This is a genomic window from Saccharopolyspora halophila (genome assembly GCF_039531955.1).
GTDB classification, from domain to species: Bacteria; Actinomycetota; Actinomycetes; order Mycobacteriales; family Pseudonocardiaceae; genus Saccharopolyspora; species Saccharopolyspora halophila.
Window position 1 is genome coordinate 92,788 of sequence record NZ_BAAARA010000002.1, and the last position, 13,965, is coordinate 106,752.

General features: G+C 68.4%; 10 protein-coding genes and 1 pseudogene. 6 read left to right on the top strand and 5 right to left on the bottom strand.

The features are described from left to right. Window positions 1-35: 35 nt before the first annotated feature. Both ABD289_RS03335 and ABD289_RS03340 read left to right on the top strand, forming a co-directional pair. Window positions 36-743: a hypothetical protein gene (locus tag ABD289_RS03335; protein WP_344126368.1), complete on the top strand. Its 708-nt coding sequence runs from the start codon at window positions 36-38 to the stop codon at window positions 741-743. A 29-nt stretch (window positions 744-772) separates the two neighbouring features. Next, window positions 773-2,677, top strand: coding sequence for an FG-GAP-like repeat-containing protein (locus ABD289_RS03340; protein WP_344126370.1), 1,905 nt, complete (start codon window positions 773-775; stop codon window positions 2,675-2,677). A gap of 229 nt (window positions 2,678-2,906) precedes the next feature. Here ABD289_RS03340 and ABD289_RS03345 read toward each other — a convergent pair whose 3' ends face one another. The 5 genes and pseudogenes from ABD289_RS03345 to glf form a co-directional block, all read right to left on the bottom strand. Further along, a complete protein-coding gene (locus ABD289_RS03345) occupies window positions 2,907-4,472 on the bottom strand; it encodes an alkaline phosphatase D family protein (RefSeq protein WP_344126373.1) in 1,566 nt (521 codons plus the stop codon). Between the two features lie 163 nt (window positions 4,473-4,635). Continuing rightward, window positions 4,636-5,556: pseudogene (locus ABD289_RS03350) on the bottom strand (decaprenyl-phosphate phosphoribosyltransferase); the annotation flags it as partial. Between the two features lie 115 nt (window positions 5,557-5,671). Continuing rightward, complete coding sequence (locus ABD289_RS03355; RefSeq protein ID WP_425564540.1) at window positions 5,672-6,253, bottom strand: phosphatase PAP2 family protein; 582 nt, start codon at window positions 6,251-6,253, stop codon at window positions 5,672-5,674. Between the two features lie 23 nt (window positions 6,254-6,276). Beyond that, on the bottom strand, window positions 6,277-8,232 hold the full coding sequence (locus ABD289_RS03360) for a glycosyltransferase (protein WP_344126375.1): 1,956 nt from the start codon (window positions 8,230-8,232) through the stop codon (window positions 6,277-6,279). A 1-nt stretch (window position 8,233) separates the two neighbouring features. Further along, on the bottom strand, window positions 8,234-9,424 hold the full coding sequence (glf, locus tag ABD289_RS03365; RefSeq protein ID WP_344126377.1) for a UDP-galactopyranose mutase: 1,191 nt from the start codon (window positions 9,422-9,424) through the stop codon (window positions 8,234-8,236). A 318-nt stretch (window positions 9,425-9,742) separates the two neighbouring features. Here glf and ABD289_RS03370 point away from each other — a divergent pair, with 318 nt between their 5' ends. From ABD289_RS03370 to ABD289_RS03385, 4 genes are all read left to right on the top strand, one after another. Next, window positions 9,743-10,972, top strand: a complete 1,230-nt coding sequence (locus ABD289_RS03370) for a glycosyltransferase 87 family protein (protein ID WP_344126379.1) — start codon at window positions 9,743-9,745, stop codon at window positions 10,970-10,972. Window positions 10,973-11,113: 141 nt separating this feature from the next. Then, window positions 11,114-12,166: an N-acetylmuramoyl-L-alanine amidase gene (locus ABD289_RS03375; RefSeq protein WP_344126381.1), complete on the top strand. Its 1,053-nt coding sequence runs from the start codon at window positions 11,114-11,116 to the stop codon at window positions 12,164-12,166. A 93-nt stretch (window positions 12,167-12,259) separates the two neighbouring features. Beyond that, window positions 12,260-13,132, top strand: coding sequence for an LLM class flavin-dependent oxidoreductase (locus tag ABD289_RS03380; protein ID WP_344126383.1), 873 nt, complete (start codon window positions 12,260-12,262; stop codon window positions 13,130-13,132). A 162-nt stretch (window positions 13,133-13,294) separates the two neighbouring features. Beyond that, window positions 13,295-13,936 carry an endonuclease gene (locus ABD289_RS03385; protein ID WP_344126385.1) on the top strand — a complete coding sequence of 214 codons (642 nt, stop codon included), beginning with the start codon at window positions 13,295-13,297 and terminating at the stop codon, window positions 13,934-13,936. Window positions 13,937-13,965: the final 29 nt, after the last annotated feature.

Below are 13,965 nucleotides of genomic sequence, written 5' to 3' on the forward strand. Positions count from 1 at the left end.
CAGATCGTTCCCATTTTCCCCAAAAAACTCTGGGAATGAAGCTAAATACACAGCGCACCACGCTGGGGCTATTGTCCGGTTTGCGCAATACTGCATTTGGACTAAACCCCTTTAAAGTGAAATGCGGCACATTCTGTAACACGACCCGGGATCCCAAAAAATGTGATGCGCAACATTGCGTCGAAGTAGCGGCGTTATGCCCGTTTCGTTACGGTCATTCCTCGCCTCTAAAAATCGATACTTGGATCCGCATGAAGTTCACGCCAAAACTCTTCGGCCTGTTCTCAATGGCAGCGCTGCTCACTGCTTCTGCGGGCGCCGCATCCGCTGTGAACAGCGAAGACAAGCTGACGAACGACGTAGCGGCCGAAGCCCCACCGCCCGCAGTCGAGCAGTACAACTACCCCGGCGCCGACCAGATTTTCACCGAACGGAGCATTCGGCTGCTCAGAGGTGACGGAAACATCGTTCTAGTCGACTGCGGCGCCGAGAAGACAGTCATCAAGGTGGAAGCCGTCGAGGTAGGAATCTCGTGCTACGAGGTCCTCGGCGAAACCGGCTGGCTCACGCTGGAAATTCCTCGCGTTTACACGATCGAGGGCGACGAACACAACGTCGTCGCGCACCTTACGAGCAACGGAAAAACGCAAGTGGTCGATATCGACCCCGGTGAACACACTTCTGTCGGCGAAGGTCAAGCCGACGGGGACCCTTCGACGCTCGTCAAGTTGCACGCTTCGTGAGCCGCTCATCGCCCGCCAAGGAGCTTCCATTGACACGCCCAGAGCATTTCCGGCGGCTCACGACCATGGCCGCCACCGTCACGAGCGCGGCATTGCTGGCGACGGTTCCCGCGCACGCCGTTTCCGGAGGGAACGTCACCGACACGGGCGCGCAGCCGTACCTGGCGAAGATCGACATCGGTTCCGATGAGGTCACCTGCTCCGGTGCGCTGCTCGCGCCCGAGTGGGTGGTGACCTCGGCGGCCTGCTTCGCGGCTGTCCCCAGCCAGCCGGAAGCCCCCGAGCCCGGGGCACCGCACACACCGACCACGGCCACGATCGGTGGCCTGCAGCGGCAGGTGGATCGGATCGTGCCGCGCGACGACCGGGACGTCGCACTGGCCCACCTGGCCAGACCGGTCACCAGCATCGAACCAGCCGCTCTGCCGACCACCGCACCGGCCCAGGGGCAAGCGGTGCAGACCTCCGGTTACGGCCGCACAGCCGACCAGTGGGTGCCCGACCAGCCGCGCACCGGTGAGTTCACCATCGGATCGGTCGCCACCGGTGCGGTGAACCTGCGGGGCACCGCCGCCGGAACCAGCATCTGCAAGGGCGATGCCGGCGGCCCGGTGCTGCGCGACGGCCAGATCATCGCCGTCGCGGGCGGCTCCCACCAGTCCGGCTGCCTCGGTGAAACCAGCGAGCAAACCGGCGCGACCGCCGCCCGGGTCGACAACATCATCGACTGGATGGCGGCCCAGGCCATCGACCTGCACGCCACCCCGGCGACCAAGAACGCGATCAACCTGAGCTGGACAGCTCTGGACGGCGCGGCCGCTTACGGCGTTTTCACCGCGACGACCGAGACCGTTGCCCTGATCGAGGACAACAAGCTCGGCGAGACCGGCGAAACCGCGTTCACCCACACGCGACTCCCCGCGGGGCAGGCGCGGTACTACCGGGTTGTCGCGTTCGATTCCGCAGGTGCCCAGATCGGCGTTTCCACCACCGTGCGGGCCACGACCCCCACCGATACGCGCACCGACTTCAACGGTGACGGCATGGACGACGTGGCCGCGTTCAACGGTCCCACCACCTCGGTGGCCCTCTCCGACGGTCAGGGGTTCGGTTCCGCCTCGCAGTGGAGCAGCCAGCTCGCCGGTAACGGTGCCGTCCCCATGTCCGGCGACTTCAACGGCGACGGCATCAGCGATGTGGCGACCTTCAACGACGGCGAGGTCAACGTCGCCCTGTCGGACGGCACCGCGTTCAGATCCCGGCAGCTCTGGCACAACCACTTCGGCCTGGCCAGCCAGGAAACGGCCGTCGGTGACGTCAACGGTGACGGTCTCGACGACCTCGTCGCCTTCGACCCCAGCGGCGATGTCTTCGTCGTCTTCTCCGAGGGCGACCAGTTCAGCATCGACGTCCACAAGTGGCACGACGGTTTCGCCACCGACACCGGCTCGCCCACCACGGGCGACTTCAACGGAGACGGCAGGGACGACATCATCGTCTTCAACGACGACGGGAAGACGCACGTCTCCCTGTCGGACGGCACCCGCTTCGTGCAAACCGGCTCGATCTGGCACCCGCTGTTCGCCCCCACCGGGGAAATCCCCGCTGTGGGCGACTTCAACGGCGACGGCATGGACGACATCGTCACCTTCCTGCGCGGCGACACCGGCGATGTGTACGTGTCGCTGTCCCAGGGCGATCACTTCCGGGACGATGACCAGCTCTGGAGCGACTTTTTCTCGATCGAGGACGAATGGCCGGGCGTCGGCGACTTCAACGGTGACGGCAAGAGCGATGTCGTGACCTTCACTCGCGGTGGAGAAGCCCAGGTCTACGTGGCCAGCTCCGCCGGAACCGCTTTCGAAGAAGGCACCCCGTGGCACGGTTCGTTCGTCGCGGGCGCGGAAGTCCCGCTGCCCAGCGCACAACGGTAGGTTCCCGGCGTGCCGCCCTCGGTCCCCTGCCGTGGGCGGCACGCGCGCTTCCCGCCCAGCGGCGTGACGGTTACCAGCAGTTTGGCCTGAAACCACATCCCTTCTGCGGGTGTGGTTTCAGGCCGAACTGCTTTTCTCCGGGGTACCGAAAGCCCGGCTTGGTGCCCTGGCGGGCGGGTTCACCCAGAACCGATCGGAAGATGGTTCTGGGCGAAAACCGCCCGCGGGTTCATGCTTCGTTGAGGCCCGGCGAGCCGTCCTCGACGACGAACGACGCCGCGGTCCGCACCGGAGCTCCCGGCTCGGTGACGTACGGAAGGACCTTGTAGTCCGCGCGCAGCTCGCCCGCGGTGATCTTGGTCGAGACGTACCCGCGCTGGTTGGCGTAGTAGCGCACGTGCGGGTTCTCGGCCAGGTACGTCTTCTCCCGCTCGGTCAGCTCGGCCGAACCGTCGCCCTTGCTGGTGATCGACGTGGTGGTCAGCTCGGTGCCGACGATCGCGTCCCCGTCGTGGATCTCGTTGGCCCAGTGGGTGTGCACGTCACCGGTGAGCACCACCGGGTTGCGGGTGCCCGCCTGCCGCCAGCCCCGCATCACTCGCTCGCGGGAACCGACGTAGCCGTCCCAGGCGTCCGGGTTGTAGCCCTTCTCGGCGCCGTTCTGGTAGTCGATCTCGGCGAACATCACCTGCTGGCCCAGCAGGTCCCACCGCGCCCCGGAGGACCGCAGCCCCTGCAGCAGCCAGCGCTCCTGCTCGGCCCCGGTCAAGCTGCGCTTCGGGTTCAGCCGTTCCGGGTCCTGGGTGGGGAACTGATCGTCGCCGACCTGGTCGTCGCGGTACTGGCGGGTGTCGAGCATGTGGAAGGTCGCCAGCGAACCCCACTGAACCCGCCGGTGCAGCCGCAGGTCGATACCGCGCGGCACCTGAGCGCGGCGCAGCGGCATGTTCTCGTAGTAGGCCTTGAAGGCGGCCTTGCGCCGCTCCAGGAAGTCCGGCTGCGGCTCCTCCGGGTTCTCGTGGACCTCGTCGGCCCAGTTGTTGTCCAGCTCGTGGTCGTCCCACACCACGACCCACGGAGCCGCGGCGTGCGCGGCCTGCAGGTCCGGGTCGGTCTTGTACTGCGCGTGCCGCTGCCGGTAGTTCGCCAGCGTCACCGTCTCCGGGCCCGCGTGATCGCGCGGGTTGCCGCCCGGGATCTCGTAGTCGCCCGCCTGGTACTCGTACTGGTAGTCGCCCAGGTGCAGCACCAGGTCCGGGTGCTCCTCGGCCACGTGCCGGTAGGCGGTGAAGTACCCGTGCTCGAACTGCGCGCAGGAGGCGAACACCATCGACAGCTCGCTCATCGCCTGCGGTAAGGGCGTGGTGCGCGCCCGCCCGGCAGGCGAAACCGATCCCTCGGCGCGGAACCGGTAGAAGTAGTCGCGGTCGGGGCGCAGGCCGGACAGCTCGACGTGCACGCTGTGGCCCATCTCCGGCGCGGCCTGCTCCTCGCCGCGGCGCACCACGTTCCGGAACCGCTCGTCGGTGGCGAGCTCCCACTGCACCGGCAGCGCCTTGTTCGGCATCCCGCCCATGCCGTCCTCGGCCAGCGGGTCGGCGGCGAGCCGGGTCCACAACACGAAACCGTCCGGGGCCGGGTCGCCGGAGGCGACACCGAGGCCGAACACCTCACCGCGGCGCGCGGCACCCGCGCCGGGCAGGGACCAGGCCGCGGGCGCCGCGACACCCAGCGCACCGGCGGCGGCAGCACCACCCAGCAACACGCTGCGGCGGGAAACGGGGAATTGGGGCACGAACAACCTCCCGATGTCGGAAAACGCACCACTATCACCGCAGCGGGTGAACCCGCCGGTGACCGCCGAGGAACCGGCACCCCAACTTCTCGCGAAAAAGACGGCGGCGCCCCCGGTTGCCGTGAACCGGGGGTGCCGCCGCAGCGGAAGGACNGCCGGCCAGGATCAGGCCGAGCACCATCAGGACCTTGTCCTTGAGGACCACTTCCTCCGGCTCGCCCGCGACGCCCTTGTCGATGTCGACCGCGTAGCGCAGGATCGCGATCACCATCGGCACGATCGAGATCAGGCCCCAGCGGGACATCTCGAACTCGCGGATGTCGTAGGCCCACAGGGCGTAGGACATGATCGTGATCGCGGCGGCGATGGCCCACACGAACCGCAGGTAGGACGGCGAGTACGCCTTCAGCGACTTGCGGATCTTGGCGCCGGTCTCGGCAGCCAGCTTCACCTCGGCGTAGCGCTTGCCCGCCACCATGAACAGCGAGCCGAACGCCACGATCAGGTAGAACCACTGGGTGATCACCAGGTGCGCGGCCGCGCCGCCCGCGATCGCGCGCAGCAGGAACCCGGAGGCGACGATGCACAGGTCGATCACCGGCTGGTGCTTGAGGCCGAAGCAGTAGCCCAGCTGCACACCGATGTAGACGGCCATGACGATCAGCAGCGGGGTGCTGACCAGTGCGGAGATCAGCAGCGACCCGCCGAGCAGCAGCACGCACACCGCGTAGGCGATCGGTACCGGGATCAGCCCGGCCGCGATCGGCCGGTTGCGCTTGGTCGGGTGCTGCCGGTCCGCCTCGACGTCGATCGCGTCGTTGACGAAGTAGATGCCGGAGGCGGCCATCGAGAAGACGATGAACGCGACGGCGGCGGCCAGCACGATGTTCGGCTGCAGGATCGCGCCTGCGGCGAACGGCACGGCCAGCACCAGGACGTTCTTCACCCACTGCTTGGGGCGAAGCTCCTTGATCAGACCGGTGACCAGCCCGGCTGGCGTTCCGGCCTTCTCGGTCACCTTCGCGTGGTAGGCGTCCGAGGACTTGTCCTTGAGGTCGTCGGTCTTGGCCGCCTCGCTCTCCAGGACCTCGCCGCCGAACTCGGAGCCGATGCTGCCCTCGGCGTCGGCCTCCACCTCGGCCCGCTTGGCGGTCTCGTCGTTGGCTTCCTCGGGTGTTTCCACCGAGGCTTGCTTGTTGTCAGGCACGGTTCCTCCGCCGTCGGATGACTCGCCGGAAACCCAGCGCAACGGCCCCGCCGAGCGCCGAGCCGGCGACCACGTCGCTCGGATAGTGAACCCCCAGGACGAGGCGGCTGACCATCATGGGCGGCACCAGGGCCGGGGTCAGCTTCTTGCCCGTCAACCCGCCGTAGAGCACCGCGGCGGCCGTCGTGGACGTCGCGTGCGAGGACGGGAAGCTCAGCTGGCTCGGCGTACCGACCAGCACCTGGATCTCGGGGTCCTTCGGGCGCGGGCGGCGGACCACCCGCTTGACCGCGATCGACGCCGCGTGCGCGGCGGCGACTCCGGCAGCGGCGGTGACCCACTCACCACGCCGCTCGCGGTCCACCAGAGCCCCGATCGCACCGATGGTCAGCCAGCCGGCCGCGTGCTCGCCGAACAGCGACATCGCGTGCGCGGTCTTCACCACGGCCGGTTTGGCCAGTGCGCCCTGCACCTTCCGCAGGGCAACGGTCTCGGGGGTGACCGTCGCCGGTGACTCCTCGTCGTGGGCGGCGACAGCCCTCTCGGGGGCGCTCGCCGTCGTCAGCTCTGCCACTACGTCTCCGCGAAAACTAGGGATCACTTCGAATCAAAGACTTGCTTCCAAGCGTCCGCACTCGTCAGCTCCGGAAGCGCGGCGCGGTACTCCTCGACCAGCCGGTCCCATTCCTGGGCCAGCCGCTTGTAGTTGGCGACCGACTGCCTGCCCAGCCGCTTGAACACCTCCGGGTCCCGCTTGCGGAACGCGACACCGCTGCCGTCCGCGTTGGAGACCGTCGCGCTGTCCAGGTTGCCGAGCAGGAACCAGCGGGCCGCCGCGGCGGGCACGTTCAGCTGCGGGCGCTCGCCGGAGTGCTGGTCGGGCTCCTTGACGTTGTGCAGCAGCGCCTTGGAGGCGCGCGCCGCGATCACCACCGGGTTCACCGGCGGGTTGAGCAGGCCCTCGGCCATGATCGGGTCCGCCGACGGCGGCGGGAACTCGCGGGCCGAGGAGACCGTCTTGGCGTCGTCGTAGTCCTTGCGCAACTCCCGCACCTCCGGCAGCGCCGTGCGCAGGCTGTCGAACAGCCCGGACGGGCCCGCCAGGAAGTCCTCGATCGCCTTCTGCTGCACGGCGACCGTGGAGTACTCCATCGACAGCAGGTGCCGCAGCGTCAGCTTCAGGCCCTGCTTGACGATGTTGTTCTTGACCTCGCCGGGGCTGTGCAGCGCGGCCAGGATCAGCCGGTTGCGGGTGTGGAAGTACGCCGTCCAGTCGGTGGCGTCGTTCTTGTCCGTCCACGGCATGTGCCAGATGGCCGCGCCCGGCAGCGTCACCGTCGGGTAGCCGTGGCCACCCGCCCGCAGCGAGTACTCCGAGTCGTCGTGCTTGATGAACAGCGGCAGCGGCATCCCGGTGCGCTCGATGACCTCGCGCGGGAACAGGCACATCCACCAGCCGTTGTAGGTGGAGTGGATGCGCTGGTGCAGCTTGGCGGTCTTGCGCAGCGGCTTCTTGGCGAAGTCGTGATCGGTGACCGCGCCGGGCGCGGCCCGCCAGATGCCCTGTCCGAGGTCGACCACTTCGCCCATGGTGTGCAGTCGCGAGCGTGCTTGCAGGTTGAGCATCTGCCCGCCGACGATGACCGGCTGGGTGGCCGCCCGCGCGAACGCGTTCGCGCGCAGCACGCCGTCCGGCTCCAGCGCGATGTCATCGTCGAGGACCATCACCTGGGCGGCGTCGGAGTTGTGGATGCCCTCGTACATCACCCGGCCGAACCCGCCGGAACCGCCGAGGTTCTCTTGCTCGATGACGTGCAGCTTGTCGCCGATGGCCTTGGCGGCCTCGTCGAAGCCCTCCACCTCGTGGATCTTCTGGGGGCCCTGGTCGGCCACGATGACCCGCTCCACCACGTGCATGACCTGCGGGTCTTCCCCGAGGGTCTTGAGCGCCTCGATGCACTCCGAGGGCCGGATGGTGGTGGTGCCGACCACGACCTGCTGCCGCGGCATCGGCTGGTCGGTGGTCCAGGCGCCTTCGCTGATCTCCAGCTCGGCGTCGTTGGTGAACAGGTCGAACCAGATCCAGCCGCCGTCCTCGAACGGCTGCAGCGAGACGTTGAACTCCAGCGAGCTCCACTCCTCGCTGGACACCGGCGTGCCCTGCAGGTGGACGCTGTCACCGTTGGCCTTGGAACGGTAGACGTCGAGCCGACCGGACCCCTTGACCTTCAGCCGCAGCACGACCTCTTCGATCCTGGTCCAGCGCTTCCAGTAGCTGGCCGGGAAGGCGTTGAAGTACGACGCCAGCGAGAGCTTGCTGTGCGCGGGCACGCGCAGGTGCCTGCGGGAGACCACGGTGGCGGTGCTGGCCAGCGCCTCCGGCTCGTCGATGTAGAGCGGACGCACGTCCAGCGGGTCCTCTCCCCGGGGGAAGACGATCCGCTGCAGCACCTGCTCCGCAGCGACATCAGAGGTTCCGGCGCGCACCGAAGTGACGTCGCTGAGCTTGCTCTCACCAGCGGCGTTGGGCTCTCGGGGGGTCCGGTCGGTCACGTCAGTCCTCCAGCGAGCCGTCCAGCGAACGGCCCTCGGTGAAGTATGGAGCAATCTTGTTGTCGAACATGCTCAGCGCCGAGCCGATGGCCATGTGCATGTCCAGGTACTTGTAGGTGCCCAGACGACCACCGAAGATGACCTTGCGCTCCTTGGCCTCCTGCTTGGCCAGTTCGCGGTAGGCCCCCAGCTTGCGCCGGTCCTCCGAGGTGTTGATCGGGTAGTACGGCTCGTCGCCGCTCTCGGCCGACCGCGAGTACTCGCGCACGACCACGGTCTTGTCGTCCGGGTAGTAATCCCGTTCCGGGTGGAAGTGCCGGAACTCGTGGATCCGGGTGTAGGGGATCTCCTCGTCGGCGTAGTTCATCACCGACGTGCCCTGGAAATCCCCGGTCTCCTTGACCTCGGTCTCGAAGTCCAGGGTGCGCCAGCCCAGCTCGCCCTCGACGTAGTCGAAGTAGCGGTCCAGCGGGCCGGTGTAGACGACCGGGACGTCTGCGGACAGCTCGCCCAGGACGTCGAAGTAGTCGGTGGACAGCTGCACCTCGATGTTCGGGTGCTCGGCCATCTTCTCCAGCCAGGCGGTGTAGCCGTCGACCGGCAACCCCTCGTAGGTGTCGCTGAAGTACCGGTTGTTGAAGTTGTAGCGAACCGGCAGCCTGCTGATGATCGACGCGGGCAGTTCCTTGGGGTCGGTCTGCCACTGCTTGGCCGTGTAGCCGCGGACGAACGCCTCGTAGAGCGGGCGACCGATCAACGAGATCGCCTTCTCCTCGAGGTTCTTGGCGTCCGCGGTATCGATCTCGGACGCCTGCTCGGCGACCAGCGCCTTCGCCTCGTCCGGGCTGAAGGCGCGCCCGAAGAACTGGCACAGCAGGCCCAGGTTCATCGGGAACGAGTAGATCTGCCCCTGGTGCTTGGTGAACACCCGGTGCTGATAGCTGGTGAATTCGGTGAACTGGTTAACGTAGTCCCACACGCGTTTGTTCGAGGTGTGGAACAGGTGCGCACCGTATCGGTGCACCTCAATACCGGTCTCGGGCTCCGCCTCGGAGTAGGCGTTGCCCCCGATGTGGTCACGACGGTCTAGCACCAGCACCCGCTTGTCCAGCTGGGTGGCGGCGCGCTCTGCGATCGTGAGGCCGAAAAATCCGGAACCAACAACGATCAGGTCATAGCCTGCGAAGCTCACATGCGTGAGGGTAGCTGGGCCAGAACACGACCCCGAAACCGCGTTGACGTTATTGGCCGCATACGACCACGAAGCGTGTCGATATCACTTCTATTTTCACGCCACTGCCGTTTGCGCTGCCCTTTTACACCCCACGACGAGTGAATTCGGACACCGGGTGCAAACCACTTCGCCATAGCCGTTTCTCGATTGGGCGACGAACCGGGCGAGTCGCGACCGGATACCATCGCGCCGACATCCACGCGCCCGGCACCGACCTTCCCGGCCCTGGTCATCGCGACGCACGGGCGCATCTACCAGCGGGATGGTGAGTTTTCGGTGGCACGCACTCGTGATGGGCGTCACCTGCTGATCGCGTTCATCGTGATCGAGGTTCTGGCGATCTGGTTCGTCCACTGGATCGACACCCGCGGCTACATGGACACCGAGATTTATCGCCTCGGCGCTCGTGCGTGGCTCAACGGTTATCAGCTCTATGGCGATCTGACACCTGAGTCCCCGGATTCGTCGACGCTGCCGTTCATCTACCCGCCATTCGCGGCGATCTTGTTCACCCCGCTGAACTGGATGTCGGTCGACACCGCCGTGTTCACCGTGGCGGTGTGCTCGCACCTGGCGATCCTGACCACCGCCTACGCCTTCGCGAAGTCCTCGCCGCACCTCGCGCCGCGGGCCGGGCTGGTCGCGGTGGCCACCGCGGGTCTGATGCCGTGGCTGACCCTGCTGGAGCCCGCGCGCGAGACGCTGAACTACGGCCAGATCAACCTCGTGCTGATGGCGCTGGTGGCCGCGGACTGCCTGCTGCCGCGCACCCGCTGGCCGCGCGGCCTGCTGGTCGGCCTGGCCGCGGCGATCAAGCTCACCCCGCTGGGCTTCCTGCTGCTCTTCCTGCTGCGCCGGGATCACCGGGCGATGGCGGTCAGCGCGGCCACCTTCGCGGCGACCGTGCTGATCGGCTGGCTGGCCATGCCGCGGGACGCGGCCGAGTGGTGGCTGGACGAGATGTGGTCGACCACTGAGAGCTTCGGCACCGTCTACGCGGGCAACCTGACCCTGCGCAGCCTGCTGGCCAAGCAGGAGCTGAGCGGGGTCGCCCTGGACGTCCTGTGGGTCACCGGGTCCGCGCTGCTGCTGGTGCTGGCGGTGCTGGGCATCCGGTACGCGCTGCGCGCGGCGGACGTGCCGCTGGCGCTGGTGATCAACGCCGCGTGGGTGCTGCTGGCCTCCCCGATCTCCTGGTCGCACCACTGGGTCTGGGTCGCACCGGCGCTGGCGCTGGTGTTCGCGATGTCGGTGCGCCGCCGCTGGTACGGGATGACCTTCGCGGCGGTGCTGTGCGCGCTGACCGTGGCGATCGGCCCGCAGTGGTACCTGCCCTACACCAACGATCGCGAGATGGACTGGACGTTCTCCCAGCAGATCGTGGGCAACGCCTACACGCTCATCGGCATCGGCTTCCTGGTCAGCGCCGCCGTGGCCTACGTGCGCTTCCGGCCGGTGACGCCGTCGCCGATCCCCAAGGCGCCGAGGACGCGCGAGCGGACCTGACCACCCGCGCGACGGTGCTGGTCCATTGCGGACGGTCGTCCTCGATCGTCCGCAACGGGCGAGATCACCGGAACGGCCGCATACTCGCTTCTCGGTAGATCGCCGCAGATCACGGTGCCGACCCCCGAAGCGAGGTCCTCGATGCCCTTTCGCACCGCCGCCCGGCTGGGCACGTCCGCGCTGCTGACCGCCGCGCTGCTGCCGCTGGCCAGCCCCACCGCGACCGCCGAACCCGCCCCGAAGACCGAGACCGTGCACGTCCCGCTGCGCGAGGTCACCGCCGCGCGCAGCGGAGCGCACCGGGTGCGCACCGATACCCCGTTCAAGATGGTCGGCCTCACCTGGTCCGGAGCCGATCCGGATCGCATCGAGGTGCGGACCCGCACCGGCGGCGGGTGGGGCGCTTGGACACCGCTGGAGACGCTGCCGGAAAGCCGCGCCACGGAGGCGTTGTGGACCGGTTCGGGCAACGACGCCGAGGTGCGCGCCTTCCGGGACCGCCGGAACGTCACCGCAGAGCTGGAGTTCGTCGGGATCAACCCGCCCGCGACGGCGCCGTCGCGGACCTCCCCCGGCGCCCTGCCCGGCGCGCCGCCGGTGATCACGCGGGCGCAGTGGGGCGCGGACGAGAGCAAGATGATCTGGCGTCCGGAGCGAACCCGGCTCGAAGCGGCCGCGGTGCACCACACCGCGGGCAGCAACGACTACAGCTGCGCCGACTCCGCGTCGATCGTGCGCGGCATCTACCAGTACCACGCGGTCGAGCTGGGCTGGGGCGACATCGGCTACCACGCGCTGGTGGACAAGTGCGGCACGATCTACCAGGGCCGCGCGGGCGGGCTGGCGGGCAACGTCGTCGGCGGCCACGCCGGAGGCTTCAACGAGCACACCTTCGGCGTCTCGATGATGGGCAACTACCACCGGGTCGACCCCTCGCCCAAGACCCTCGACTCGGTGTCGCGCATCACCGAGTGGAAGCTCTCCGGCGCGGGCGTCCGGGCCGACGACCGCGTCCGCCTGACCTCCGGAGGCGCGCGCAGCTCGAAGTACCCGGCGGGGACCTCGGTGGAGCTGCCCGCGATCTTCGCCCACCGCGACGTGAGCAAGACCGTCTGCCCGGGCCGGTACGGCTACGCGCACCTCGGCGAGATCCGGTCCCGCGTCGCCGACCTCCAGCGCGCCCCACAACCCTGAACTGCGGGCCGTTCCTGCTGGTCACAGGACTCTCGGCACGGCTTCACCTGATCGGGTCGAAGAGCGGTCGGTCGGGGCAGTACCGTCGGTGCCGTGCGAGTTGGGATCGTGATTTTGCCCGAACACCGGTGGTGGGCCGCCGAGCCGCTCTGGCGGATGGCCGAGGAGTACGGCTTCGACCACGCCTGGACCTATGACCACATCGGCTGGAAATCCCTGGTGGACAAACCGTGGTTCGACGCGGTCCCCACCCTGACCGCGGCGGCCACCGTCACCTCGACGATCCGGCTGGGCACCCTGGTCGCTTCGCCGAACTTCCGGCACCCGGTGCAGTTCGCCCGCGAGCTCACCGCGCTCGACGACATCTCCGACGGCAGGCTCACCCTCGGCGTCGGCGCGGGCGGCACGGGATTCGACGCCCAGGTCCTCGGCCAGGACGAGTTGTCGGCCGAGCAGCGCTCGGAGCGGTTCGGCGAGTTCGTGGAGCTGCTCGACCGGATCCTCACCCACGACGTGACCGACTACGACGGCCAGCACTTCAAGGCCGTGCAGGCCCGGCGCGCGCCCGGCTGCGTGCAGCTGCCGCGGATCCCGTTCGTGGTCGCCGCGAACGGCACCGCCTCGATGCGCCTGGCCGCGCAGCACGGCCAGGGCTGGGTGACCACCGGCCGCGGCGGGGACACCGAGGAGGCCTGGTGGCAGCGGGTCGCCGAGCTGTCGCTGCGCTTCACCGACATCTGCCACGAGCACGGGATCGACCCGCTCCGCGTGCCGCGCTACCTGCAGGCCGACGCGGCGCCGGAGTTCACGCTCGACAGCGTGGAACGCTTCCGCGACGTGATCGGCCGCGCGACCGAGCTCGGCTTCACCGACGTCATCACGCACTGGCCGCGCAACGAGAGCCCGTACGCGGGCTCGGAATCGACCATCGAGGAGATCGCCACCGAGATCCTCCCCGAGCTCTGAGGATGCGGGCAGCGGATCCTCGGACGCCGCCGGGCTCCGGGATCCGCCGCTCGAGCGGCGACCAAGCGCGAGCCGGGCCCGCCGGACGGCGGGCATGTGTTGCCGGCTCGCGCCGCGGGTAGTCCCGTCCGCAGAGGCCGTCGCGGCGTGGAGGTGGCGAGCATGTCGATGGAAACCAGGGTTCGATGCCTGCTGGACGAAGCGGGGACCACGTTCGCCGCCGAAGCGGGCATCAGCCTGCTGAACAAGCCCCGGCCGCTGTACCGGCTGCTGATGCTGTCGGTGCTGCTCTCCACCAGGATCAAGGCTGAGCTGGCGATGTCGGCCGCGCGCGAGCTGTCCGAGTTCGGCACCCCGGAGCGGATGTTCGAGGCGACCTGGCAGCAGCGCGTGGACGCGCTGGATCGCGCGCACTACACCCGCTACGACGAGAGCACCGCCACCGCGCTCGGCCGCGGCGCCGAGATGCTGCTCGACGACTACCGTGGTGACCTGCGGCGGATGCGGGCCAAGGCGGACGGCGACGTCGAGGAGCTGCACCGCCTGCTGACCGAGCTGCCCCGGCTCGGCCCGGTGGGCGCGAACGTGTTCTGCCGCGAGGTGCAGCTGGTCTGGCCGGAGCTGCGGCCCTACTTCGACGACCGGGCGCTCTCCGGTGCGGAAAAGCTCGGACTGCCCACCGATCCGCACCGGCTGGCCGAGTTCGTCGAGGGCCACGAGCTGTCCCGGCTGGCCGCCGCGCTGGTGCGCACCAACAAGAGCCGGTCGCTGACCGCCGAGATCACCGAGCTGGCCACGGCCTGACCGCCCGCGCACCGGGCGCGGGCGGATCG

Excerpts from the sequence above, each read along its gene's own strand:
- ABD289_RS03335 (WP_344126368.1), top strand. The coding sequence starts at position 36 with ATGAAGCTAAATACACAGCGCACCACGCTGGGGCTATTGTCCGGTTTG.
- ABD289_RS03375 (WP_344126381.1), top strand. The coding sequence starts at position 11,114 with ATGCCCTTTCGCACCGCCGCCCGGCTGGGCACGTCCGCGCTGCTGACC.
- ABD289_RS03385 (WP_344126385.1), top strand. The coding sequence starts at position 13,295 with ATGTCGATGGAAACCAGGGTTCGATGCCTGCTGGACGAAGCGGGGACC.